Source organism: Pseudomonas sp. ASL3, from assembly GCF_056680425.1.
In genome coordinates, this window is record NZ_CM155281.1 from 1,412,662 (window position 1) to 1,435,349 (window position 22,688).

The window sequence follows — 22,688 nt, forward strand, 5'->3', positions numbered from 1 at the left end:
AGCAGCACGCTATGGCCTACGGCTAAAGCTCTGTGGTTAGGTGAGCGGCGAGAGGACGGGGTGGCGTCCTGTCCACTAGGCTTGCTTGCTTATTCGCTGTTTCAGTTTGACCCGTATTGTCAGGGCGGATCTTGAACCAGATGGAGTACATCGCTGGCAGGAACACCAGCGTCATGATGGTTCCGACAAACGTACCTCCGATCAGTGTGTAGGCCAGCGTCCCCCAGAAGACGGAGTGTGTCAGGGGGATGAACGCCAGGATTGCCGCCAACGCTGTCAACAGCACCGGGCGAGCACGTTGCACTGTGGCTTCGATCACCGCGTGGAACGGATCCAGTCCTTCTTGCGCGTTGTGATGGATTTGCCCAATCAGAATCAGCGTATTGCGCATCAGAATGCCCGAAAGGGCGATTAGACCGACCAGGGCGTTGATACCAAAAGGCTGCTGGAAGATAAGCAATGTTGGCACCACGCCAATCAATCCCAGAGGCGCGGTGAGGAACACCATGATCATCGCCGAGATCGAACGTACCTGCAGAATGATGATCAGCAGAGTCATGGCAATCATGATCGGGAATAGCGGCAGCATCGCCTTACCGGCCTTGCCCGACTCCTCGATTGCACCCGCCTGCTCGATCCGGTACCCGTCAGGCAGCTTGTCGATGACCGGCTGCAGCTCCTTCATGATCACGCTCGATACGTCCGGTGGCTGCAGGCCTTCGGCAATGTCGCCTCGCACGGTAATGGTCGGCGTGCGGTCACGACGCCGAAGGATCGGATCCTCCATACGCACATCGACCTCTCCCACCTGGGACAATGGAATCCGCTGACCCGCCGTGCCTACCAGCGTAAAGCCTTCTATCTTGGCGGGATCGAGCCGGATATCACCCGCTGCGCGACCGACCACCTGCACCGAACGAATGTCCTCACGAACGGCTGTGATCGGTACTCCGGTCAACAGAAACTGCAGTTGCTGTGCGACTGAGTTTGACGTCAACCCCACCGCCTCCAAGCGATTCTGATCCAGAGCGAAATGCAGCGTCGGCGTCAGTGGCCCCCAATCGGTGTTGACGGTTCTCATCATCGGGCTCGACTGCAACACGTCCTGTACCTGGCCCGCAATCTCGCGCAACTTTGACGGATCAGGTCCCATCACCCGGTAGGCAACAGGGAATGGCGAGTACGGCCCGAAAACAAGCTGAGTCACCCTGACACGCGCTTCTGGGGCAAGTCCCTCAGCCGCCGCTTCGCGGATACGGAACTTGAGGGTCTCGCGCTCCTCCTGGCTGTCCGTCAGCACCACAATCTTCGCGAACGACGGATCAGGGAGTTCCGGTGCCATCGCTAGATAGAAGCGCGGCGCGCCTTGTCCGATATAGGCCGTGACGATCTTTGCCTCATCCTGCTTTTGCAGCCAGGTCTCTATCTTGGCGGTGGTCGCGCTGGTCTGCTCAATGGAGGCTCCATAAGGCATTTGCACTTCAATCAATACCTCGGGACGGTCCGAGGTAGGGAAGAACTGCTTCTTGACCAGGCTCATGCCGAGGATCGCCACGACAAACGAAGCGATGACAGTGCCGGCCACCAGCCATTTGCGAGCGATGACTCGCGTCAAAACATGGCGGAAGCGGTTGTAGTTAGGGGTGTTGTAGATGGCCGCGTGACCACCCTCGACTTTCTTGATGTTCGGCAACATCTTCACCCCCAGGTATGGGGTAAAAGCGACCGCAACCACCCAGGAGGCAATCAGGGCAATGCCCACGATCCAGAACATGTTGCTGGTGTACTCGCCGGCTGTCGATTGCGCGAAGCCGTTGGGCATAAAGCCGATAGCCGTCACTAGCGTACCGGAAAGCATCGGCGCGGCCGTATGACTCCAGGCGTACGCGGAAGCTTTGATGCGGTCGTAGCCCTCTTCCATTTTCACCACCATCATTTCGATAGCAATGATGGCGTCGTCCACCAGCAGTCCAAGCGCCAGAATCAACGAGCCAAGGGTGATACGGTCAAAGTTCTTTCCAGTGGCCGCCATCACCACAAACACCACAGCCAACGTCAATGGCACAGCCGCAGCGACCACAACGCCTACACGCCAGCCCATGCTGAGAAAGCAGACAAGCATCACCACAAGCAGCGCGACGAAAAATTTGACCATGAACTCGCCGACGGCCGAACTGATATTTACAGATTGATCGGTGACCTTGGAGAGCGTCATGCCCAAAGGCATGCCTTCATTTATCTTGACCGACTCCGCGTCCAACGCCTTGCCGAGGTCAAGACCGTTCCAACCCTCACGCATCACGATCCCCAGCAACAAGGCCTCTTCACCGTTATTGCGCACGAGAAAGGTTGCGGGATCTTCATAACCACGTTCGATTGTCGCCACGTCAGAGAGTTTGAGCGTGCGCCCCTGAACCGCAATGGGTGTGTCACGAATCTTCTGCACCTTATCGAAGGCGCCATCCAGCCGGAGGAAGACCTGCGGCCCATTGGTTTCGATCGAACCGGCGGGCGTGAGCACGTTTTGATTATTCAGCGCGGCAAAGATGTCCTGAGGAGATACGCCCAAGGTGGCCAACCGATCATGCGAAAAGGAAACAAAGATACGTTCGGGCTGCTCCCCAATAATGTTGACCTTCTTCACGCCCGGCACATGCAACAGTTGTTGGCGCAACGACTCTGCATCACGCACCAACAGTCGCTGCGGCTCGCCTTTGGCTTTCAGGGCGAAAAGTGCAAATGTCACGTCCGAAAACTCGTCGTTGACCATTGGCCCGATGACTCCCGCCGGCAGCTTCCTGGCCTCATCGTCGAGCTTTTTACGCGCTTGATAGAACTCCTCCTGCACTTGTGAAGGCGGCGTGCTATCGAGCAGTGACACCATCGTGAAGGCCAGGCCAGGACGGGTGTAGGTTTCCGTGCGGTCGTACCATTTCAGTTCTTGCAGGCGTTTTTCAAGTGGCTCTGCTACCTGATCCTGCATCTCCTGCGCCGTGGCGCCCGGCCAGGCGGTAATGACCGTTAACTGCTTGACCGTAAACGGAGGATCTTCCGCACGCCCCAGCTGAAAGAACGACAAGATGCCCGCAACGGCAATCAGGAAGATCAGAAACACCGTGATAGAGCGCTCACGAACGGCGATCGCGGAAAGATTGAAGCGCCCCTCGCTCATGGACGACCCCCGGCAACTTTGGCGTCATCCTGTTGAGGCAATCTCACCTCTTCACCTTCGCGCAACAGATGTGCGCCTAACGCTACGATCTGCTCGCCGACTTTGAGGTTGCCCGCGACTCGCACTGTGTCGTCGCTCAAGCCCAGGACTTGTACAGGTCGCCAGGCCACCTTCGCCGGTGTACCGGCGATGACCCACACGCCAGTGCCTTGGCCTGGGTCATAAACGGCAGCGATCGGTACTTGCAGCCCCTGCCCTTGCGTGGTTCCTTCAGCGATCCGAAGCGTGACGGTCGACCCTATCGGTGCATTGGCCAGCGCGCCCTCAAGCACATACCGCGCCTCGAAGGTGCGTGTCATTCGGTCGGCCGAGTCAGAAAGCAGCCTCAGCTTCGCTGTAACAGCATCCGTGGTATTGCCATAAAGCGTCGCCTGCGCGGTGGATCCTGCTGCGGGGCGCAACGTCTCGGGCAGGTGCACGATGGCTTCGCGCTGCCCCGCCCGCGCCAGTCGAACCACGGGCTGTCCCGGGCTGACAACTTGTCCGGGCTCGGCGAGCGTCTCCACCACAACGCCGTCGGAATCCGCAAACAGCACCGCATAACCAGAAGCATTGCGGGCTACATCAGCCTGCGCTTCAGCGGCGCTAAGCTGCGCCTTTGCGGTATCCGCTGCGGCTTTGATCTGGTCATAGGCCGATGCAGAAATAGCACCTGCGGCGACCAGGTCGCGATATCGAGCCTCGTCATCTGCTGTCTGCTTGGCTCGGGCCCGAGCGGCCATGACCGACTCTTGCTGTGCTCGCGCCTGCAACCCTAGGTCGATTGGGTCAAGGCGCATGAGTGGCTGACCACGTTTAACGGTCTGACCGGTGTCAACCAGACGCTCAAGTACCTTGCCTGATACCCGAAAGCCCAGGTCGCCCTGGACGCGGGCAGCCACGACACCAGTGAAAGAACGCGAGACGTCGGACGAAGCCTGAACAGCAGAGGACCTCACAAGAGGGGCATGCATGCGTGGATCTTCAACGGTGGATGAATCGCCACACGCCGTCAGGACTAGAGGCAACAAGCAAGCGGCAATGGGGACAGGTCGAAGCCGGCGCATAGGTTCCCTTACTTAAACAAATAGGACAGGCGTCATATTCTCAGCCGAGTGACCATTACTGTCAATGGTCACAAATTATGAAGTGCTAAGCTCCTCAACCTCAGCGGTGGAATCGCCGAATGCACTGAGCCAATTTCGAACTTGGCTAAACGAGCGTCGATTGACAGAAAGTGACCATAACGTAATATGGTCACAAACATCCTCAATTGAAGGAACCTCAATGCCTCCCCTCCGTCCCGTTGCTCTCTTGGTGAGTGCCAGCTTGATGACAGGTTGCGCGGTCGGTCCGGACTATCACCGTCCGGACGCCCCGCTTTCGGACCGTTACTTGGGTCAGCCTTCTGTCGAACAGAGGCCTGGGGCGACGCCTGCCAGTCTTGTAGCCTGGTGGGAAGGCTTCGGTGATCCACTGCTAGCCGACTTCGTCTCCAAGGCACTTGAGCAGAACCTGGATCTGGCGCAGGCGTCGGCGCGAGTAACGCAGGCACGGGCAGGACTAGGCGCCGCAAATGCCGCTTTACTGCCCTCGGGAAACATCAGCGGCCAGGCCGCGCGTTCCTACCAGTCAATCGAGACCCCACTCGGCCAGGTGTTGAACTCAACGCCTGGCTATGATCGGTACGGAAGTTCCTACGAGGTCAACCTCGATGCTAGCTGGGAGGCGGACGTCTTTGGCGGCCTGCGACGCGGACGCGAGGCTGCACTGGCCGAGTACCAGGCTTCCGAGGCGGGTGTCGCTGCCACACGACTGGCCATCGCCGCGCAGACCGCCGATATCTACATCACTATCCGCGGACTGCAGACCCGGCTGGACATTGCGAATCGGCAAGTCAAAACGCAGCAGGAGTTGCTAGAGAAAGTCCAATTGCTCTACAGCAAGGGGCTCGCCGCCAACTATCAGGTTCACCAGACTGAGGGAGCGCTATCGCAGGTCCAAGCGACAGTGCCGGTCCTGCAGACCGGTCTGGATGCTGCAAGGAATGCGCTGGATGTAATTCTCGGCACGCCGCCAGGCACTCACCGCACGCAATTGGCAAGTGCGGGGAGCATTCCTGTAGCGCCGCAGTTAAAGGCGATGGGAACGCCGGCCGATTTGCTGCGCCGCAGGCCAGATCTCATTGTGGCTGAGCGCCGTCTTGCGGCCTCAAACGCACGCATCGGGGAAGCGATTGCTGAGTACTACCCGAAATTCTCCCTTAGCGCATTGCTGGGCAGTGCCACGGCTGTATCCGCAGGCAACCTTTTTACCGGCGGCGCCAGCCAGTCGGCGGGTGTATTGGGACTGCGCTGGAGACTCTTCGACTTCGGTCGCATAAACGCCCAAATCGACCAAGCCAAGGGACAGGAAGCCGAAACCCTGGCCGCTTACCGTCAGTCTGTGCTGCGCGCCACCGAGGATGTCGAGAACGCGTTCTCCTCACTGGTGAATCGGGAAGCTCAAGCAACCACCCTCACCGGGGGAGAGGCGTCTCTGACACAGGCTCGCCAATCGTCGTTCATTGCCTATGAGAAAGGCACGGCCAGCCTGATCGATGTCCTGCACGCTGACGAGACGATGCTGCAGGCTTCCGATGCTCGGGCGCAAGCGCGAACTGAATCGGCACGAGCGGCGGTTGCGGCATTCAAATCGCTAGGTGGTGGCTGGCAACCTCCTGAAGCCCAGCCTATTGCGACACGATGATTTAACCAGGTGACATAGCACCTGATGCACGCACCTCCACGTCCTCTCTTCGCTACTACCCAACCCGAGAGCGGGATTCGCTCATCGACTGACGACCAGTGGTCTCAGGCCGTTCTGTTGCGACGTGCTCAGCAACCAATTGCTCAATAGAAACCAACCGGAGTGCAGCGAAATGAAATCGAACGAGAATTCCTGGGTGCTCATCACCGGAGCATCAAGCGGATTTGGCGAGGAGTTTGCCCGGCAATATGCAGCGCAGGGAAAATCGCTCGTTCTGATAGCAAGAAGGCTGAGTAAGCTCGAAGCGCTATCGGCGCAGTTGCGCGAACGCTTCGGCGTTGATGTGATAGTCGAACAAGTAGACCTGTCCTCGATCCCGGCGATCATCGAACTGCATGAGCGACTCAGCGAACGCAATATAGTGATCGATGTGCTCATCAACAATGCGGGTCATGGATTGCAGGGGCCTTTCCTGGATCAACCTCTGGATGAGTCCCTGACCATGATTGATTTGGATATCGCCAGCCTGACAGCCCTGACACGCCTTTTCGCGGCCGACATGCGAGCCCGCAAACGTGGGCACATCCTGATGGTCGCAAGCTTGCTGTCCTTCCAGGGCGTGAAGAATTTCGCCGTTTACTCTGCCGCGAAAGCCTATGTTCTTCGCTTCTCTGATGCGCTTCATCGTGAACTGAAAAATGACGGTGTCGTCGTTACCGCACTTTGCCCTGGGATGTCAGATACCGGATTTGCAGAAAGCGCCAAACAACGGATCACGCCAGCCTTAAAAAGAGTGATGATGCAGCCTCAACCCGTCGTGCGTGCAGGAATCCGTGCACTGCAAGCCGGACGCATGAGTGTGGTGCCGGGTTTTGGCAACAAGGCCATCACTGTCTTGACGTGGGCCACTCCACGTCGGTTTCATCAGGGCCTTATGGCACAGGTTATGGGAGTCTGAGGGGGCGACAAAGAGGCCTTTTCCCTGAGGGGGAATGCCCGAGATGTGTTCTAAAAAGCCGGGAGGCAACGCGTGCTCCCGACCGGACAGTTATCGTGTAACGGCACTCAATTAGAAGCGGTAACTAACAGAAGTACCGAGCCCGCTCGCACTGTTCTTATATTTGGCACTGTAAGCGCCTCTGGTCGTCGAGGCGTCGTTGACCTGCACGCTCTCCTCCCACAGGTAGGAATAAGCAACATCAATCGTGACATTGTCCACCGGAGTCCAGCCAGCACCGAAGCTGATAACCTTCCGGTCGCCCGTAGGAATGCGTGGTCCTCGGTTGGTGTTGTTGGTGGGCGACTGGTCGACCGATAAGCCCGCGCGAAGTACCCATTGGTTGTTCAGTTGATACGCAGTGCCGATAGCGTGAGCCCACGTATCATGCCAGTTCTGTTCTTCGGTAATGGTGCCCAGCGCGCTGCTCAACGAAGGGGGTAAACCAGTGTTCTCGATGGTTAATTCTTTGAAGCGACTCCAGCGGGTCCAAGTACTCCCCAAGTATAGGGTCCAGTCATTATTCAGCTGATGAGTCACCGAGAAGTCCACTGACTCTGGGGTATCCACATCCAGCGAAGCGTCATAACTCCGACCGCTGACCCCCAACACGGTAAAGATGCCGTCGGTGACCTTGGTCTTGGCATCCAAGTGATAACTGACCTTGGAATGGTAGGTCATTCCCAAGCGGGTTCGGTCTGTAGCCTGCACCAGGATACCGGCGTTGAAACCGAGAGCTGTGTCGTCGCCAGTGCTTTTGAGTTTTCCGTCATTGCGACCAGGGCTGAGTGGATTGGGCACCATCCCGGACAGCTCACCAGTGATACGGTTGATTGTGGGGCCGAACCCTATCGAAACTTTGTCGTTAAAGGCATAGCTGATGGTGGGCTGGAACGTAAGGGTCGTGACCTCGCTTTTGTTGGCGTAGTAACGCCCGGCAAAACCACTGCCATAGTCAGTCATCAGACCGAAAGGTACATAAAAACCCACACCGAACGCCCAATGCTCATCGATGGGTTTGACGTAGTAACCCATAGGCACTGTGGTGGTTGGCACCATGTCGCCGTCTTCCTGGCCCCCGAATGTACTGCGAGTTTGGCTTATGTCGGACTTAGCAAAAAGAGTCGCAGCCCCCACGCTGACCTGCTCCCTTTTCAAGCGAGACATTCCCGCAGGATTACCGAAGACCGTGCTCGCGTCTTCAGCGGAGGAGGAGCGACCGGCAAACCCGGATCCCATCCCACTGATGCTTTGTTCATTGAGAGCGAAGCCGCTTGCAAAAACGTTTGAGGATGCGAGCACGACAGCGAGGCCAAATGGGCTCTTGAGCAATATTGTTTTCATTGTTTGAACTCTATGGGTATCACTGAGATGAAACAGTAGAAGCGACGCATCACCATATTTGTTCATGTGACCAATTCAGTCAATAGTCACAAAGCAGATAAATAAAATGCCCTTCGACGGATGGAAGAAGGGCAAAGTGAAAAGCCGTTTTGGTGATCTGGCGCTTACCCGGGTATGCCGTAAAACCGTTAGCCGAAGGTCAAGGCATGAGGCTACGCAAGATGAGGTTGGAGGTGAGCGTGGGCGCCTCCTCGACGAAATCGAGGTTGTACTGCAGCAGCAAAGGGTTGACGAATGGCCGCAGCGCCAGATGTATCGCTTCTACTGTCTCGTCCAGCGGAGTCTTGCGTTCAAACTCGCCAATCTCTCGCCCCTCTCGCACGATTTGCAACACGAAGCGTTTGATCTGTGCGTCATAAGCCTGCGAACTGGGCCAGCTTTCCGACGCCGCGAACGCTGCAATGTCATAGAGTTTTCGGTCGTTAAAGAACAGATTCACACCTGTGGCGATCACAGTTTTGACCAAACGTCGAAAGCGCTCCGTCGGCGACAGGCCTTCTACATTGATAGCCTGCTCCACAGCCGCGACGATTTCTGCCAGACAATTTGCGCAGATGGCTTCACCGATCGCCTGCTTGGAATCAAAAAATTTGTAGATGTAGGCCTTAGAAAACCCGATGGCCTTAGCCAGGTCGGAAACCGTGGTTTTGCCGTAGCCGTATTGACTGAAGTGTTCGTTGGCAGCCGCGACAATCTGGTCTCGAATGTCGTGATCCACTGGGCCACGGGCGCTGGGCGAAGATGAAGATATTGATGGCTGATTCATGACAACAGCTTACTCACCCTATCGAGGACTGACAACTTGTGACCGATAAGATATATAGTCACAAATCGACCATTTTGAACGACTTTTCCGAGCGATCACAAACTTCAGCCGATCAGGCGTGAAACGGGCTGACGTTTGAGTGATCGAACATGAGGGATTAGCGTTCCGCAAGTCCATCGTCGCTAAGTAGTTTCCATGCGCTTGGCGTCGTGCATGTGACGAAGCTCAGCCCAGTCTATAAGGGCTGTCATAGCCGGGCCGAGTGCATGACCAAGCGCCGTCAGCGCGTACTCCACTCGCGGCGGTACCTCTGGGTATACGGTGCGCTGAACTATGTCGTCTTGCTGGAGCCCTTTCAACTGCTGAATGAGCATCTTCTGCGTGACATCGGGAATGAGCTTTTCCAATTCTGAGAACCGAAGCGGCCGGCCTTTAGCGGCCATCAGCTCATTGATGATCACAATTTTCCACTTGCCCTCCAGAACGCGAAGCGTAGCGTTTATAGCGGCAGACCAGGCCTGCCGTCGTAAAGGGTTCTCACATTCCCACTGGCGCTCCATCGATACTTACCTTTTGGTGGGTTACAGACAAAAACGTCGGTTCTTGCGGATATTGCAGTATCGATAATAACGTATCCGGACTTTGAATCCCTGGAGGCAGTATGAAAATTGCGATCGTTGGTATTGGATCTATCGGCGGAACCCTTGCCCGCCGGCTTGTCACTGCTGGCCACGAGGTCAGAGTGGCTAACTCTCGGGGAAAAGAGGCGGTGAGCGCCTTTGCCAAAGAAGTAGGTGCCGTTCCTTGTGACTTGAAAGATGTCTTCGACAGCGCCGATGCTGTGATTATTTCCATTCCCCAACCGGCCATGACAGCTCTTCCTAAGAACCTGCTGGCCGCACTGCCATCCTCGGTTCCAGTGGTCGACACCAGTAACTATTACCCTGGTCTGAGAGACGAACTGATCCCCGCGCTGGAAGATGGTCAAACGGAGAGCGTCTGGGTTAGCAAGCAGCTTGGCCGACCGGTGATCAAGGCCTTCAACAATATTCTGGCTTATTCGCTAGAGAATCTTGGTAAGCCAAAAGGCGCGGAAGGCCGTCTGGGAGTCGCCGTTGCCGTTGACGATGCAAATCACAAGCGTCTTGTGATGCAACTTGTCGATGAAGTTGGATTCGAGCCGGTCGACAGCGGCAGCCTGGAGGACTCATGGCGTCAACAACCCTGCACGCCAGCGTACTGCTGCGACTACACCGCAGATGAGATGCGCCCAGCATTGAATGTCGCAGTTAAGGGAGCCGCAGCGCAGAAGCGAGAGGCGTTCAATGCGCAACTCCCTGCACTATTCGCCAAAAATCCTTCTCATCGTGACGTAGTTGAATTTAATCGGAGCTTCAACGCGGCCAGCTAAATTCCTCGCACTCGGAAGCCACGGTTGTTGGAGCGCGACACGCTACTGATTTATTGGACAACATTATCTGATAGTCCTTCAGTGGTGAGTGCAGCCGCCCTAGCTCGCCAATACCGCCTCCCTATAGGTATTCGCTTTGAGGCGATAGCAGCCCTTAACACCGGCGACTATCAGTCAAAAGCAGTCACTTTGATGTGCTTTTCTGATCCAGTACAGACTGGCCTGCGTACGCCACCTTCAGCAGCTTGCTGCTGCCCTGTTCATGGGGTATCGAAAGAATTCGCATAAAATACGGGCTAGATTAGGATAATCGTAGGGATATAAACTTTAGAATTAAGCATAATTTCGTTATAAAACAAATACTTAATTATCTATTCGAGTCCAGGTCGTGAGCCAGATTTTTCAAGGGGTTGAGTGGGGTGTTGTAGGACGTTTCTAGGACCAAATGATTTTTGATCATTTGCGCCGAGCCTTCAAAATCTCGCTCTACTGCTTCGAAAAACATTTGGTAACAGTATTCTAGGTTTAGTTTTCACGTGCAAAGCGCTGCCTCTAATCAACTGATTTAGAGGCCAGCATCATGAAAATCGCATCAATCGTTTCAACCAAAGGCGGCCCGGGTAAAACCACGGTGACCGCAAATCTAGGCGCGTTCTGCGCCGACGCTCATCTCCGCACTCTCCTGATCGACCTCGACACCCAGCCATCGCTGTCTTCGTTCTATCGCATCGAACACGAAGCGAAAGGCGGGACCTACCAACTCATTGCTCACAACGACACCCGGGCAGAGCAGATCATTTCCCGCACCTGCATCCCAAACCTGTCGCTCATCGTCTCCAACGATCCGTTCAACCAGCTCAGCAACATGCTGTTGCATGCGGCTGACGGGCGTTTGCGTCTGAAAAACCTGGTGTCGGCCTTTGCCGCTGACTTCGATCTGCTGCTGATCGATACCCAGGGCGCGCGCTCGGTGATGCTGGAAATGGCGTTGCTGTGCTCGGATCTGGCGATCTCGCCAATCACCCCGGACATGCTCGCCGCGCGTGAGTTTTATCGGGGGACGCAGCAGCTGCTCAAGGATCTGGAGCCGCTTTCAGTGCTAGGTGTGCATACGCCGCCGTTGAACATCGTGATCAACAAGCTTGATGCCACTAACGATGCGAGCCTGATCTATCTATCAATCACTCACCGAGACCCTTGCGGACCATCCGCAGATCAATCTGCTGAACACCACACTCCCAGCGGCGGTGAGCTTTCGCCGAGCGGCCACCGAGGGTGTGCCGGCTCATCGACTGGAATATCGCCAACCGTTAAATCGCCGCTCCCCCTCGGCGTTTAGCGTGATCAAGGCGCTGGCCGTGGAGTTGTTTCCGGAGTGGAAACCGCAATTTGATCTCTTGGCGGCAGAAACGCTGGGTAGCCGGCGGAAGGCCGACCACGAGGTGGTTTCGTGAACCTCTTCGACCTGATGCCACCGCATTCCATCGAAGCTGAGCAAGGCGTGCTCGGTGGGCTGATGCTCGACAACGAAGCCTGGGAGTTGATCGCCGATACCATCGGTCCCGAGGACTTCTTCAAGCGTGAGCATCGCTTGATCTACCAGGCCATTGAAGCGCTGGCAGCCACCAACACGCCGTTCGACGTTGTCACCGTGTCCGAATCGCTGGTCGAAATCGACGAGGCGGGCGGTCTTGCTTACCTCGGCGAATTGGCAAAAAACATCCCCTCGGTGGCCAACATTGGCGCCTACGCCGAGATCGTTCGAGAGCGCGCTCATCTGCGGCAGTTGATCATGCTGGGCCATGAATGCAGCCGCAGCGCCTCTGACAATCAGGCGAAAAGCACTGAGGTGCAGGAGAGCTTCGAGCAGAAGCTTTTTGCACTGGGACAGGGCCGTACACCCAACAGCTTTGTCGACGTCGACGACGCGCTGATGAAGGTGCTGGAGCAGGTTGATTTCAACTTCAATCACGGCGATGGCGTGACAGGCGTTCCGAGCGGACTCGCGGATCTGGACCAGAAAACCGGCGGTTTTCAGGACGCCGACTTGATCATCGTCGCCGCACGTCCGTCCATGGGCAAAACCAGTCTTGCGTTGAGCTTCGTCGATGCGGTGCTGCAGCAGGATCCGGCCAATACCGTACAGATCTACAGCCTGGAAATGCCTGCTCAAGCGCTGATGTACCGGATGCTGGCGATTCTGGGCTTGTTAGATTTGGCCGCGTTGATGTGAGGCCAGCTAGACGATGAAGACTGGCCAAGACTGACTGCCGCAGTGGCCAGGATCAATGGCTACGGAGAACGATTGGTGGTCGACGACAGTTCTGGGCTGACACCCGAAAGCTGGATAAAGTGCCGACTTTAGATGGCAGGACGCCCAGTGAGATTAATGCGAGCGAGGGGCGGCCATAAGATGTGACCTGGCAGCGACTTGGCGGTCGAAAGGCCGAAATCGATCTGAAGCGGACGAGAATACCAAACAGCTAACCCCTTTTTGGCAACGCTAACTCGATCCGAAGCCATTCCAAATACTCCAGAATCGCAGACTCATTGAGTTTGCAGTATGACCATTTGTGTTGTTTGACAACTGATATGAAACCGGCATTTTTTAGAATCTCTAGGTGCCGACTGGCTGTTGGCTGTGCTACGCCCATTGCACTCGCGATGAGGGTCATACAGACCCCTAGCTCAGCAGGGTCTGCTGACCACTGATCTGCGAAATTTTTATGCGGCTCTGCTAGCAGCCGCAATATCGACATCCGGGCTTCGCTCCCCATCGCCTTAACTTGAATTGATCTGTCCATGAATACATCATATAGTTATTTAGCTAAATGACAATATGAGGTGAGCCATGCTGGATTTACCCTACACATCGATCATCGAAGGTAACGCTGTCAGGTGGGGAAAGCTGGGGGCTGGCGCGCCTCTAGTCGCTCTTCATGGGACACCGTTTTCATCTCAGGTATGGCGCAGGATCATTCCTCATTTGGCTGACAGGCGTACGGTGTATTACTTCGATATGGTCGGCTATGGACTGTCCGAGATGAGGGATGGCCAAGATGTTTCTTTGGCCATCCAGAATAATGTGCTCGCAGCGCTTCTTGATGAATGGGGCATAATCCGGCCAGACGTACTTGCACACGACTTTGGTGGGGCAACAGCACTGCGCGCCTACTACCTGAATGGGCTTCGTTACAAATCTCTCACGATCTTCGATGCGGTGGCCTTGGCCCCGTGGGGCTCACCATTTGTTCAGCATGTTCGTCAGCACGAGGCTGCATTCGCGGGGATGCCTGACTATATGCACCAGGTTCTTCTGAAGGCATATCTGCAAACTGCGGCGTGCAATCCGCTATCTGAGGAAGCCCTGGAGGTTTACAGCAGTCCTTGGCTTGGCGTAGTCGGCCAAGCTGCTTTTTATCGACAGATCGCACAGATGGATCAGGCGGTTACTGATGAGGTTCAAGGACTCTATGGGGCGCTGGATTGCCCTGTCACGGTTCTGTGGGGAGCAGAAGACGCTTGGATTCCATATGAGAAAGGGGAGCACCTTGCGGGGTTGATTTCCCGGGATCCATGCATTCGGGTAGAAAAGTCCGGCCACCTCATGCAGGAAGATAGGCCGGAGGACATCGTGGCAGCAGTTCTGAAGCAAATTGGTTCTATCTAAAGCCGTGCCCGCTTCTGGCCGCTCTCTGGTCTCCTGCAGAGATAACAACGCGCACTTCAGTATGAGCTCTTGTGATAAAGGTGGTGCAATCATAGAGGCCAACCCCTTTATCATGTAGTAGGGGTCAACGCTCGCAGGTATCGGGCTCTCCTTCAGCTTAAGCAGCAACGACTTCCTCACCCGCATGGACTATGGGGTTTATTGATGGCCAGAGCCCCCTTGGGCAGTGAGGTCGACTTCTGGCGTCTCGACGCTGCACAGCACGTTTCGACTTGGTACACCGGTATTGGTGCGGAACGGGGCGGCGGTCGCTGGAAGCTCCGCCTGGTCGCTCCAGAGCAATGACGCGCCTGGAATAACCTGCGCTGCGCTCCTCCTTACAAATTCTTCAGCGGATTACCCAAATTCTTGATGTACTCACTCCCCAGCGCCGCCGCGGCGATGGAGTTAAGGTAGGAGCCGTCGGTGGTGAACAGGATGTTCCCCGCCACGATCGGCCGGCATTCCTTTGCGCACAACTCATCATTGGGATCAATCAGGACCACGGCAGGAAATTTCTGTTTGATCTTGTACTCGATCCGCTCGGCAAGAGCCTCGGCGGGTTTCAGCGTGACCGCTTGCAGGTCTAGATGATGAAGCTTCATCAGCCTGAGTTCATTGACTTTGACCCGACCAATTTCTGCAAAGGGTTGGGCAATGACCACCACTTTCACGCCGGCATCCAACAGTTCCTTGACTGCCTTGAAATAGTACTGATCCATTTGATCCGTCAGGTCTTCACGCTTTGAATTTTGAATGCTGTAACGCTGATTCCAATGGTCGTAGGCGTTCCAGAAATTCGACAGGATCACGATTCTTTGTTTCTTGGCGAATTCGAAGCGGTCGGTCGAGTATTTGATGATCGCTTCAGCCTCCCCCGGGGAGGCTTTGCTCTGGATGTCCACGACAAAGATGCCGGGTATAGAGGGCGTCGAACTCATGGTCGTGTCGTGAATCATGAGGCCTGCATCGACGGCCAGCGCATTGATGAACGGCGCGTACGCGTTTGCGAACGAATCCCCGATCAGCACACCATCGATGGATTTCTTGGAGAGGCCCAGGTGGCATTCGTCTATGTTGCCCACCACCGCGGTTTCCATGCATTTGCTGCGGATGACGTGGGAGCTGTTCTGTTCCAGGAGCTCTGGCACGGCCATGTCGGCATCAGAACGGAAACCGTCACGCGTGACAATCAGCACGGCCATCCCGAGGACGCACATTGAAGGCAGTAGATAGAGTCCGGTAAATACCGTTCTGAATTGTCCGGCTTTGATCGACCGGAAAGGCTTTTCCACGAAGTGATAACTGATGGACGAGGCAGCAAAAGAGCCCGCCAGGAGAAGGCACGCATTGCTCGTCGTTAACGCTATCCCCTGATATTGGGCCAGGACGAGTACAGGCCAATGCCAGAGATACAACGAGTACGAGATTTTCCCTACATAGGTTACAGGCGGCAGGCCGAGCAAACGGGTGACCAGGCTTGGCTTCGTCGTCATCCCGGACGCGATGAGCAACCCGGTGCCCACACACACAGGCAAGGCATTGATGCCCGGAAAAGTGGACAAGTCATTCAGCATGAAAGCACTGGCAAAAATCAGCACAACCCCGACCAGCGAGCAAGCCGCCGGGTACTTCATCACCCTCGCGACTTTGTCAGACGCAACGGCCAGGTAACTTCCGATGAGCAATTCAAAAAAACGGAACGGCAATAACAGATAGGCGGCATTTTGGTGCAGGCGTGAGTACACCTCTGACAGCGAAAGCGATATCAGAAAAATTATTGCTATCATGAGGGTCGGCGAAACCTTGTGCCTGATCTTGAATAAAATGATGAGGAGGATCGGCCAGACCATATAAAACTGCTCTTCTACCGAAAGGGACCAGGTGTGCAAGAGCGGTTCATAAAAGGCCGATCCTGAGTACTTCGTCCCGAACAAGAAGTAGACATTGCTCACCCCGATCAGGGAATACACCGAGCTTTTGGCAAACGAGACCAGCTCTTCTGCGAACATAAAGTGGCTGCAATAAATAAACAGCCAAAATAGCAGGAACAAGTAGGCAGGCAGTAACCGCTTGATTCTTCGCTCATAAAACCGACGAAACGTGAAATCCCCTGCCGGGATTTCCTTGGCAATAATCGATGTAATCAAGTAGCCGGAAATCACGTAAAACACGTCGACGCCGACAAAACCACCCAGTACCGGAAACTTGGCGTGAAACAGCGCAACAAGGATTACGGCAACGGCACGCAGACCATCAATGTCCGGCCGATAGCTTGAAGTATTCCGTACATGTGTGGGTGGCTTCACGAAACAGACTCCTGTGTTATAGCGTTTTTTTGTTATGAGTTCACATTAATAGCAACGGATGAACGCAAGAGAAATTGAATCTCACTATGTGTCTTCCTATGCTTTTCCAACATGGCTGCGCACCGGCAGATTGCGTGCGAACCAGGGTCTGTTTGGTGCCTTGGCCAGCGCATCTGCGATATGGTCTTTATCGTCGCACGCGATGTGCAGCGCCAGCTTCGCGCTGTCTACTACATCCATTTCCATTGTGCCCACGGTCATAGGATCAAGGACGGCGCCGCATCCGTGCGTCATCGGGCCCAGCCATGGCTCGTCGACTTCCACCCAAGGGCCCGCCGCGAACCATTCGGTACCCCTTAGTGAGCGACGCACAACTTGCCCGGGATGAACGCGTTCGTGAGCATCGAACCAATCCTCGATGCGGTCGTCGATCCAACCGTGGAATCCCCAGAACAACGGGTGTACATGGGATGAAAAAGGGTCCCCGAGGAAGTCGTTTTGTGGCCCGAACCAGCGTTCTGAGAAATCCGCAGGCCCTCGGGCGAGCGGGACTGGAACACTGTCGGCGGGATCACGCGGCACGGTGGCCCAACACATATGCAGCCAATCATGCAAGGTCAACTCCATCTCCGAGCCGAATTGGCCAAGGGTGACACGAGATAAGTACTCGGGATCCCGGAATCGCGACTCCCAAACCTGGAAGTTACTGTAAAAAGCGTCTCGGCTCTTCATCGCCTCCAATCCCTCGGCGTACTCCTTGTCATCAGGCGCTAACCAGGTCGGTGGGACGGAGCAGCCGTCATGATTGTCAAAGTAGCGGGCGAAGCCGAGCCGGTCCTGTTCCACAGCCGGTTGTGGCAAGGGAAAGTGCGTCCAGGCAGGCGGTGCCTGCATGGAGCGAGCAATACCCAGCATATGCCGGTGCATGAAAAAGAAATCCACGCCCGATCCGTTACGATCCATATGCCGACCTCGCGCATGGCGCTCGCTGTCCAAGGGCCCCGGTTGCCAGCCAAGGCCTCGTAATGCATTGCGACGCTCTTCGGAAAGCTCGTGCCATTTATCCCGTGAGGCGTGCCAAATCTGATGAGCCAGTCGGTGCTCGGGCTTCATCAGCCAGCTCAGAAATGTAGCATTGAGCGGTATGCGCTCTCGCGCCTCCGGAAACGGACGCTTGCGTGCAATAAAATCGAAAGCTTCTACTCCAGCTGCAGCCGGTCGATCCAGGCGCTGAAAGCGGCCTTTCAAAATGTCGTTGTCGGCAACTCCGAACTTTGCCCAGATATTTTCGAGCGCGACAGTGACTTGGTAAATGGGCGAATAACGCACCGAGTCCCTATCCAGCACTATCCAGTGAATCTGAGTAGCTGACGCATCCACCAGATCACCCATCACCTGATAGCGTGGAGGCTGCGACGCGCGCAGGTTTTCTGGCGTGTCGATAAAGCCCCGTAAACTCCGCCCACGGTCAGCCACGTCGAGAAACATTTCCAGACCTTCCGGCATCAGATCGCTCAAATCGGCAGCGCTACCCATGAATTGCAATTGCCATACACCACGCAGCTGAGAGGCCAGTCGCTGGATATCGACATTGGCCGGCTCGACGCGGGCCTTGGGAGGCGTCCCGTCATGGTTTTCCATGTAGGCTTTGACCTTGTGACTGCCCACATAGGCCGAGGTAAGCAAAGCCCCGGACATGGCCAGCAGCCCCGCTATCATCTTTCGCCGAGATATCTCCATTGCGCCATCTCCCTTGGGAGGCTGATCTGCCAGTTCAAATTTATTGTAAAATTTCTGACAATGCCAGTTTATTGGCTTTTTTATTTAAGGCGAAAAAAAAGTCAAATATTTGGCTTTCGGATTTTGCATATCGCCTTGGCGTGCCTGGGTAAGGCGATAGAAATCACTGCGGCCAACAGGGCGAAAACCGTTGAAACCCACAAACAGGCAACCAGGCCATAGGCCTGAAATATCCAGCCTGAAAGCAGAGTTCCGATCAACCGTCCCATGACGTTGGACATGTAGGCGGATGCATTTTCGCGACAAGCTGTCGCTGCATCAGATAATAGCCAAGCATACGGGGCTGTCGCGCAATACCATCCGGAAATGGGTCAGAGCGCCCGAAGCAACCCAGCCGGTGTACCAGCGGCGCACAGCCTTCAACAAACTCAGTCCTTTCCACGAGACGCTGGAGCAGGCGCTCAAGGCCGATTCGTTTAGGGCAAAGCAGAATCGCAGGAGCGCCAAAGCACTTTTGGCGTTGATCAAGGCCGAGGGTTACGGACGGCGGCTACAGCCAGCTCACGGCCTTCATACGCTCGTGGCGCGGTGAGCAAGGTAAATCTCTACGTTCCTTTATACCGTTGACGTTCGCACCTGGTGAGGCCTTTCAGTTCGACTAGAGCGAAGAAGGCTTGCTGATTGGCGGCCTGTTTCGACGTACCCAGGTCTCCCACATGAAGCTGTGCGCCAGTCGCGCTTTTTGGTTGGTCGCATACCCCAGCCAAGGGCCCGAGACGTTGTTCGATGCCCATACTCGCTGGTTTGGCGCGCTAGGTGGGGTGCCACGTCGTGGCATCTACGACAACATGAAGACCGCTGTCGACAAGGCCGGTCAGCACCTGAAGGATCAAGCCGCTGTCCGGGCTGGAAATCATGGTCTCGCCGTGCGTCAATCGGGTTTGCTCGGGGAAGTGCGACAGGGCGGTCGCCGCGATCCGGGACGGGTGCTAGTCTTGAGCAACGCTGTAGTCAGGGAGCCCTCATGGGCAATCACAAGATCGAGATTCGCCGCAGTAACGTCGAGAAAATCCTGCTGGGGGCCGAGAAGGTCTTCGCCGAAAAAGGTTTCGGCAGCACCGCCATGGCCGATATCGCCGCCGAAGTGCAACTGCCGCGCTCCAATCTGCATTATTACTTCAGTACCAAGAGCGAGCTGTACAGCGCTGTGCTGTTCGACCTGCTGGAAGTCTGGAAACAGGACGCGCTGTGCTTTGAAATGTTCGACGACCCGCGAGTGGTGCTCAGCAGTTACATCCGCGCCAAGATGAACCATTCCCGCAGCCGGCCTTACGGCTCGAAAGTCTGGGCCAACGAAATCATCCACGGCGCGCCGACACTGGGTGAGGCACTGGACGCCAGCCTGTACGACTGGGCCAAGATGAAAGAAGCGAAAATTCGCCAATGGGTGGAGGACAAACGCATCCTGCCGGTAGAGCCTTCCAGCCTGTTGTACATGATCTGGGCCTCGACCCAGCACTACGCCGACTTTGATCATCAGGTGAATATTCTGAATGACCATCAGCCGTTGTCCGACATGCAGTTTGAGCGGGCGGTGCAGACGGTGACCAGTGTGATCTTGCGGGGGATTGGGTTGGAACCGTAGGTTTTGCGGTGGGGAGGCGGGCCTTTTCGCGGGCTTGCCCGCGAAGGCGTCAGCTCAGGCGCCGCAGTTCTTAAAGGGCGACATGGTAGGGATTGCGCGGATCATGATTCCAATCCAGAAACGGTTTGCCGGTGTCCATCGGCACCATCTCGATGCAATCGGCCACCGGACAGGTGATCTGGCACAAGTTGCACCCCACACACTCATCATCAATCACTTCGTATTTATGCGTGCCGTCCGCCTGCTTGAGGCTGGCAATCGCCTGGTGCGAGGTATCTTCGCAAGCGATGTGGCAACGCCCGCAGCCGATACAGGCCGCCTGATCGATCTTGGCGATCACCTGATAGTTGATGTCCAGGTACTTCCAGTCGGTGGTGTTGCCCACCGCCCGCCCGGAAAATGCTTTCAGGTTGGCGTAACCCTGACTGTCCATCCAGCGCGATAACCCGTCCTTCATTTCGTCGACAATCCGGAAACCATGCAGCATCGCCGCCGTGCACACCTGCACCGCGCCGCTGCCTAGGGCAATGAATTCCGCCGCGTCGCGCCAACTGCCGATGCCACCAATGCCGCAGATCGGCAGGCCTTGGGTCTGGGGGTCGCGGGCGATTTCAGCGACCATGTTCAGCGCAATCGGCTTCACCGCCGAACCGCAATAACCGCCGTGGGTGCTTTGGTGGCCGACGGTGGGGATCGCGACCATTTGCTCCAGGTTGACGCTGGTGATCGAGTTGATGGTGTTGATCAACGACACCGCATCGGCGCCGCCACGGTGGGCCGCACGGGCGGCGACGCGGATGTCGGTGATGTTTGGCGTGAGCTTGACGATCACCGGCAGCGAACAATAGGTTTTGCACCAGCGAGTGACCTGTTCGACGTACTCCGGCACCTGGCCCACCGCTGCGCCCATGCCCCGTTCCGGCATGCCGTGGGGGCAACCGAAGTTCAGCTCGATGCCGTCGGCACCGGTGGCTTCCACCAGCGGCAGGATGAATTTCCAGGACTCTTCGACACAGGGCACCATCAGCGACACGATCAGCGCGCGGTCCGGCCAGTCCTTTTTCACCTGGGTGATTTCCCGCAGGTTGATCGCAAGCGAGCGGTCGGTGATCAGCTCGATGTTATTGATGCCCATGACTTCGCGGTTGGCACCGAAGTGCGCGGAGTAGCGCGACGAGACGTTGACGGCCGCCGGGTCTTCACCCAGGGTTTTCCAGACTACACCGCCCCAGCCAGCCTCGAACGCGCGGACCACGTTGTAGGCTTTGTCGGTAGGCGGCGCGGAGGCCAGCCAGAACGGGTTAGGGGCTTTGATACCGGCGAAGACAATCGACAGATCGGCCATTTACGCAGCCTCCACATTGAGAATCAGTTGAGCATTAATGGCCTCGGCGGCCCGTTTGCCGTGCTGTACCGCTTGCACGGTGAGGTCCTGATCGAGGCTGGTGCAGTCGCCGCCGGCATACACGCCGGGGATGCTGGTGCGCAGCTGTTCGTCTACCTGGATCCGCTCACCCTGACGCTTGAGTTCCCGGGCTAGCGGGTCGGTGAGGGCGCTGGCGTCGAACGCCTGGCCGATGGCTTTGAAGATGGCATCGGCGGCCAGCTCGAAGGTTTCCCCGGTGGTTTGCAGGCGACCGTCTACCAACCGGGTTCGGGCGAAGCGCATGCCGCGCACGTTGCCTTGATCGTCGAGCAGCACTTCATCGGGTTGCGCCCAGGTCAGCAAGCGCACCTGATTGGCCTTGGCGATGTCCTGCTCGTGGCCGGTCGCGCCCATGTCCTCGACACCACGGCGGTACACCAGATTCACATTGCGAGCGCCGAGACGTGCCATTTGCACAGCCATGTCGATCGCGGTGTTGCCGGCGCCGAGGACGATGCAGCGGTCGGCCAACGGCAGTTGCGTCAGATCATCGGTCTGGCGCAGTTCTCGGATGTAGTCGGTGGCCGCGAGCAGCCCCGGCGCCTCTTCGTGGGGCAGGCCCAGTTGCTTGCTGGCGGCCAGGCCGAGCCCGAGGAACACCGCGTCGAATTGTGGGTGCAGTTCGCTCAAGGTCAGGTTCTCGCCGAGTTTCTGCCCGTGGCGGATTTCGATGCCGCCGATTTGCAGCAGGAAATCCAGCTCCTTCTGCGCGTAATCGTCCACCAGTTTGTACTTGGCGATTCCGTACTCGTTGAGGCCACCGGCCTTTTCCCGAGCTTCGAAAATCACCACGTCATGACCGTGCATGGCGCTGCGATGGGCGCAGGACAGCCCCGCAGGACCGGCGCCGACCACCGCGATACGCTTGCCGGTGGCGGCAGCGCGCTGGAAGGGGTGCTGGCTAAAGTGTGCGTTGTCCACGGCGTAACGCTGCAACAGGCCGATCAGCACCGGTGCGCATTCCTGGGCGTTGTTGCGTACGCAGGCTTGCTGGCAGAGGATTTCTGTCGGGCACACCCGGGCACAACTGCCGCCGAGGATGTTGGCCGAGAGGATTTTCTGCGCGGCGCCCTGGACGTTGTCCTGATGGATATTGCGGATGAACGACGGAATATCAATCTCGCTCGGGCAAGCATTCACGCATGGCGCGTCGTAGCAATACAGGCAGCGCGAGGCTTCCAGATGGGCTTGACGGTCGTTGAGCGGTGGCGCCAGATCGGTGAAATGGCTGGCGAGGGCGGCCGCAATCTCATGGGGATGCGGGAGGTGGTTCAGGGTCTTGATCACGGTATTGGCCTCACGGTTATTGAGGTACTGCCTCT

At 56.6% G+C, this 22,688-nt stretch carries 16 protein-coding genes and 4 pseudogenes; 9 read left to right on the top strand and 11 right to left on the bottom strand.

The genetic code is table 11. From position 1 onward, the window contains the following. Nucleotides 1-22 precede the first annotated feature (22 nt). Together AC1MEE_RS06395 and AC1MEE_RS06400 are read right to left on the bottom strand one after the other, a co-directional pair. Entirely contained in the window at nt 23-3,172 is a 3,150-nt protein-coding gene (locus AC1MEE_RS06395) for an efflux RND transporter permease subunit (protein WP_480414477.1), read from the bottom strand. Further along, a complete protein-coding gene (locus AC1MEE_RS06400; RefSeq protein ID WP_480414478.1) occupies nt 3,169-4,278 on the bottom strand; it encodes an efflux RND transporter periplasmic adaptor subunit in 1,110 nt (369 codons plus the stop codon). Before AC1MEE_RS06400 ends, AC1MEE_RS06395 begins: the two co-directional genes overlap by 4 nt. A gap of 220 nt (nt 4,279-4,498) precedes the next feature. Here AC1MEE_RS06400 and AC1MEE_RS06405 point away from each other — a divergent pair, with 220 nt between their 5' ends. Beyond that, nucleotides 4,499-5,959 carry an efflux transporter outer membrane subunit gene (locus AC1MEE_RS06405; RefSeq protein WP_480414479.1) on the top strand — a complete coding sequence of 487 codons (1,461 nt, stop codon included), beginning with the start codon at nt 4,499-4,501 and terminating at the stop codon, nt 5,957-5,959. A gap of 172 nt (nt 5,960-6,131) precedes the next feature. Then, complete coding sequence (locus AC1MEE_RS06410; RefSeq protein WP_480414480.1) at nt 6,132-6,917, top strand: SDR family NAD(P)-dependent oxidoreductase; 786 nt, start codon at nt 6,132-6,134, stop codon at nt 6,915-6,917. 111 nt (nt 6,918-7,028) lie between these two features. Here AC1MEE_RS06410 and AC1MEE_RS06415 read toward each other — a convergent pair whose 3' ends face one another. The 3 genes from AC1MEE_RS06415 to AC1MEE_RS06425 form a co-directional block, all read right to left on the bottom strand. After that, a complete protein-coding gene (locus tag AC1MEE_RS06415; protein ID WP_480416167.1) occupies nt 7,029-8,300 on the bottom strand; it encodes an OmpP1/FadL family transporter in 1,272 nt (423 codons plus the stop codon). A 199-nt stretch (nt 8,301-8,499) separates the two neighbouring features. After that, entirely contained in the window at nt 8,500-9,126 is a 627-nt protein-coding gene (locus AC1MEE_RS06420; protein WP_480414482.1) for a TetR/AcrR family transcriptional regulator, read from the bottom strand. 182 nt (nt 9,127-9,308) lie between these two features. Next, nucleotides 9,309-9,686: a winged helix-turn-helix transcriptional regulator gene (locus AC1MEE_RS06425; protein ID WP_480414483.1), complete on the bottom strand. Its 378-nt coding sequence runs from the start codon at nt 9,684-9,686 to the stop codon at nt 9,309-9,311. 101 nt (nt 9,687-9,787) lie between these two features. Here AC1MEE_RS06425 and AC1MEE_RS06430 point away from each other — a divergent pair, with 101 nt between their 5' ends. The 3 genes and pseudogenes from AC1MEE_RS06430 to AC1MEE_RS06440 form a co-directional block, all read left to right on the top strand. Next, a complete protein-coding gene (locus AC1MEE_RS06430) occupies nt 9,788-10,537 on the top strand; it encodes an NADPH-dependent F420 reductase (protein ID WP_480414484.1) in 750 nt (249 codons plus the stop codon). A 580-nt stretch (nt 10,538-11,117) separates the two neighbouring features. After that, a pseudogene (locus AC1MEE_RS06435) lies at nt 11,118-11,991 on the top strand (ParA family protein). Further along, a pseudogene (locus tag AC1MEE_RS06440) lies at nt 11,988-12,881 on the top strand (DnaB-like helicase N-terminal domain-containing protein); the annotation flags it as partial. The pseudogenes AC1MEE_RS06435 and AC1MEE_RS06440, both read left to right, overlap by 4 nt. A gap of 139 nt (nt 12,882-13,020) precedes the next feature. Here AC1MEE_RS06440 and AC1MEE_RS06445 read toward each other — a convergent pair. Beyond that, a complete protein-coding gene (locus AC1MEE_RS06445) occupies nt 13,021-13,341 on the bottom strand; it encodes an ArsR/SmtB family transcription factor (protein ID WP_480414485.1) in 321 nt (106 codons plus the stop codon). Between the two features lie 47 nt (nt 13,342-13,388). On the opposite strand from AC1MEE_RS06445, the gene AC1MEE_RS06450 reads away from it, so the two are divergent. Beyond that, on the top strand, nt 13,389-14,207 hold the full coding sequence (locus AC1MEE_RS06450; protein ID WP_480414487.1) for an alpha/beta fold hydrolase: 819 nt from the start codon (nt 13,389-13,391) through the stop codon (nt 14,205-14,207). Nucleotides 14,208-14,411: 204 nt separating this feature from the next. Further along, complete coding sequence (locus tag AC1MEE_RS06455) at nt 14,412-14,552, top strand: hypothetical protein (RefSeq protein ID WP_480414488.1); 141 nt, start codon at nt 14,412-14,414, stop codon at nt 14,550-14,552. Nucleotides 14,553-14,584: 32 nt separating this feature from the next. On the opposite strand, the gene AC1MEE_RS06460 is transcribed toward AC1MEE_RS06455, so the two are convergent. The 3 genes and pseudogenes from AC1MEE_RS06460 to AC1MEE_RS06470 form a co-directional block, all read right to left on the bottom strand. Next, entirely contained in the window at nt 14,585-16,555 is a 1,971-nt protein-coding gene (locus AC1MEE_RS06460) for an acyltransferase family protein (RefSeq protein ID WP_480414489.1), read from the bottom strand. A gap of 96 nt (nt 16,556-16,651) precedes the next feature. Continuing rightward, nucleotides 16,652-18,295, bottom strand: coding sequence for a pyoverdine maturation tyrosinase PvdP (gene pvdP, locus AC1MEE_RS06465; RefSeq protein WP_480414491.1), 1,644 nt, complete (start codon nt 18,293-18,295; stop codon nt 16,652-16,654). Between the two features lie 101 nt (nt 18,296-18,396). Then, a pseudogene (locus tag AC1MEE_RS06470) lies at nt 18,397-18,579 on the bottom strand (hypothetical protein); the annotation flags it as partial. Nucleotides 18,580-18,584: 5 nt separating this feature from the next. Here AC1MEE_RS06470 and istA point away from each other — a divergent pair. Together istA and AC1MEE_RS06480 are read left to right on the top strand one after the other, a co-directional pair. After that, a pseudogene (istA, locus tag AC1MEE_RS06475) lies at nt 18,585-19,173 on the top strand (IS21 family transposase); the annotation flags it as partial. A 146-nt stretch (nt 19,174-19,319) separates the two neighbouring features. After that, nucleotides 19,320-19,940, top strand: coding sequence for a TetR/AcrR family transcriptional regulator (locus AC1MEE_RS06480; protein ID WP_480414492.1), 621 nt, complete (start codon nt 19,320-19,322; stop codon nt 19,938-19,940). A gap of 70 nt (nt 19,941-20,010) precedes the next feature. Here the strand turns inward: AC1MEE_RS06480 and preA are convergent, their stop codons facing one another. Both preA and AC1MEE_RS06490 read right to left on the bottom strand, forming a co-directional pair. Further along, nucleotides 20,011-21,285: an NAD-dependent dihydropyrimidine dehydrogenase subunit PreA gene (gene preA / locus AC1MEE_RS06485; RefSeq protein WP_480414493.1), complete on the bottom strand. Its 1,275-nt coding sequence runs from the start codon at nt 21,283-21,285 to the stop codon at nt 20,011-20,013. Beyond that, nucleotides 21,286-22,653 carry an NAD(P)-dependent oxidoreductase gene (locus AC1MEE_RS06490; RefSeq protein ID WP_480414494.1) on the bottom strand — a complete coding sequence of 456 codons (1,368 nt, stop codon included), beginning with the start codon at nt 22,651-22,653 and terminating at the stop codon, nt 21,286-21,288. Nucleotides 22,654-22,688 lie beyond the last annotated feature (35 nt).

Excerpts from the sequence above, each read along its gene's own strand:
- AC1MEE_RS06395 (WP_480414477.1), bottom strand. The coding sequence starts at position 3,172 with ATGAGCGAGGGGCGCTTCAATCTTTCCGCGATCGCCGTTCGTGAGCGC.
- AC1MEE_RS06400 (WP_480414478.1), bottom strand. The coding sequence starts at position 4,278 with ATGCGCCGGCTTCGACCTGTCCCCATTGCCGCTTGCTTGTTGCCTCTA.
- AC1MEE_RS06405 (WP_480414479.1), top strand. The coding sequence starts at position 4,499 with ATGCCTCCCCTCCGTCCCGTTGCTCTCTTGGTGAGTGCCAGCTTGATG.
- AC1MEE_RS06410 (WP_480414480.1), top strand. The coding sequence starts at position 6,132 with ATGAAATCGAACGAGAATTCCTGGGTGCTCATCACCGGAGCATCAAGC.
- AC1MEE_RS06415 (WP_480416167.1), bottom strand. The coding sequence starts at position 8,300 with ATGAAAACAATATTGCTCAAGAGCCCATTTGGCCTCGCTGTCGTGCTC.
- AC1MEE_RS06420 (WP_480414482.1), bottom strand. The coding sequence starts at position 9,126 with ATGAATCAGCCATCAATATCTTCATCTTCGCCCAGCGCCCGTGGCCCA.
- AC1MEE_RS06425 (WP_480414483.1), bottom strand. The coding sequence starts at position 9,686 with ATGGAGCGCCAGTGGGAATGTGAGAACCCTTTACGACGGCAGGCCTGG.
- AC1MEE_RS06430 (WP_480414484.1), top strand. The coding sequence starts at position 9,788 with ATGAAAATTGCGATCGTTGGTATTGGATCTATCGGCGGAACCCTTGCC.
- AC1MEE_RS06445 (WP_480414485.1), bottom strand. The coding sequence starts at position 13,341 with ATGGACAGATCAATTCAAGTTAAGGCGATGGGGAGCGAAGCCCGGATG.
- AC1MEE_RS06450 (WP_480414487.1), top strand. The coding sequence starts at position 13,389 with ATGCTGGATTTACCCTACACATCGATCATCGAAGGTAACGCTGTCAGG.
- AC1MEE_RS06455 (WP_480414488.1), top strand. The coding sequence starts at position 14,412 with ATGGCCAGAGCCCCCTTGGGCAGTGAGGTCGACTTCTGGCGTCTCGAC.
- pvdP (WP_480414491.1), bottom strand. The coding sequence starts at position 18,295 with ATGGAGATATCTCGGCGAAAGATGATAGCGGGGCTGCTGGCCATGTCC.
- AC1MEE_RS06480 (WP_480414492.1), top strand. The coding sequence starts at position 19,320 with ATGGGCAATCACAAGATCGAGATTCGCCGCAGTAACGTCGAGAAAATC.
- preA (WP_480414493.1), bottom strand. The coding sequence starts at position 21,285 with ATGGCCGATCTGTCGATTGTCTTCGCCGGTATCAAAGCCCCTAACCCG.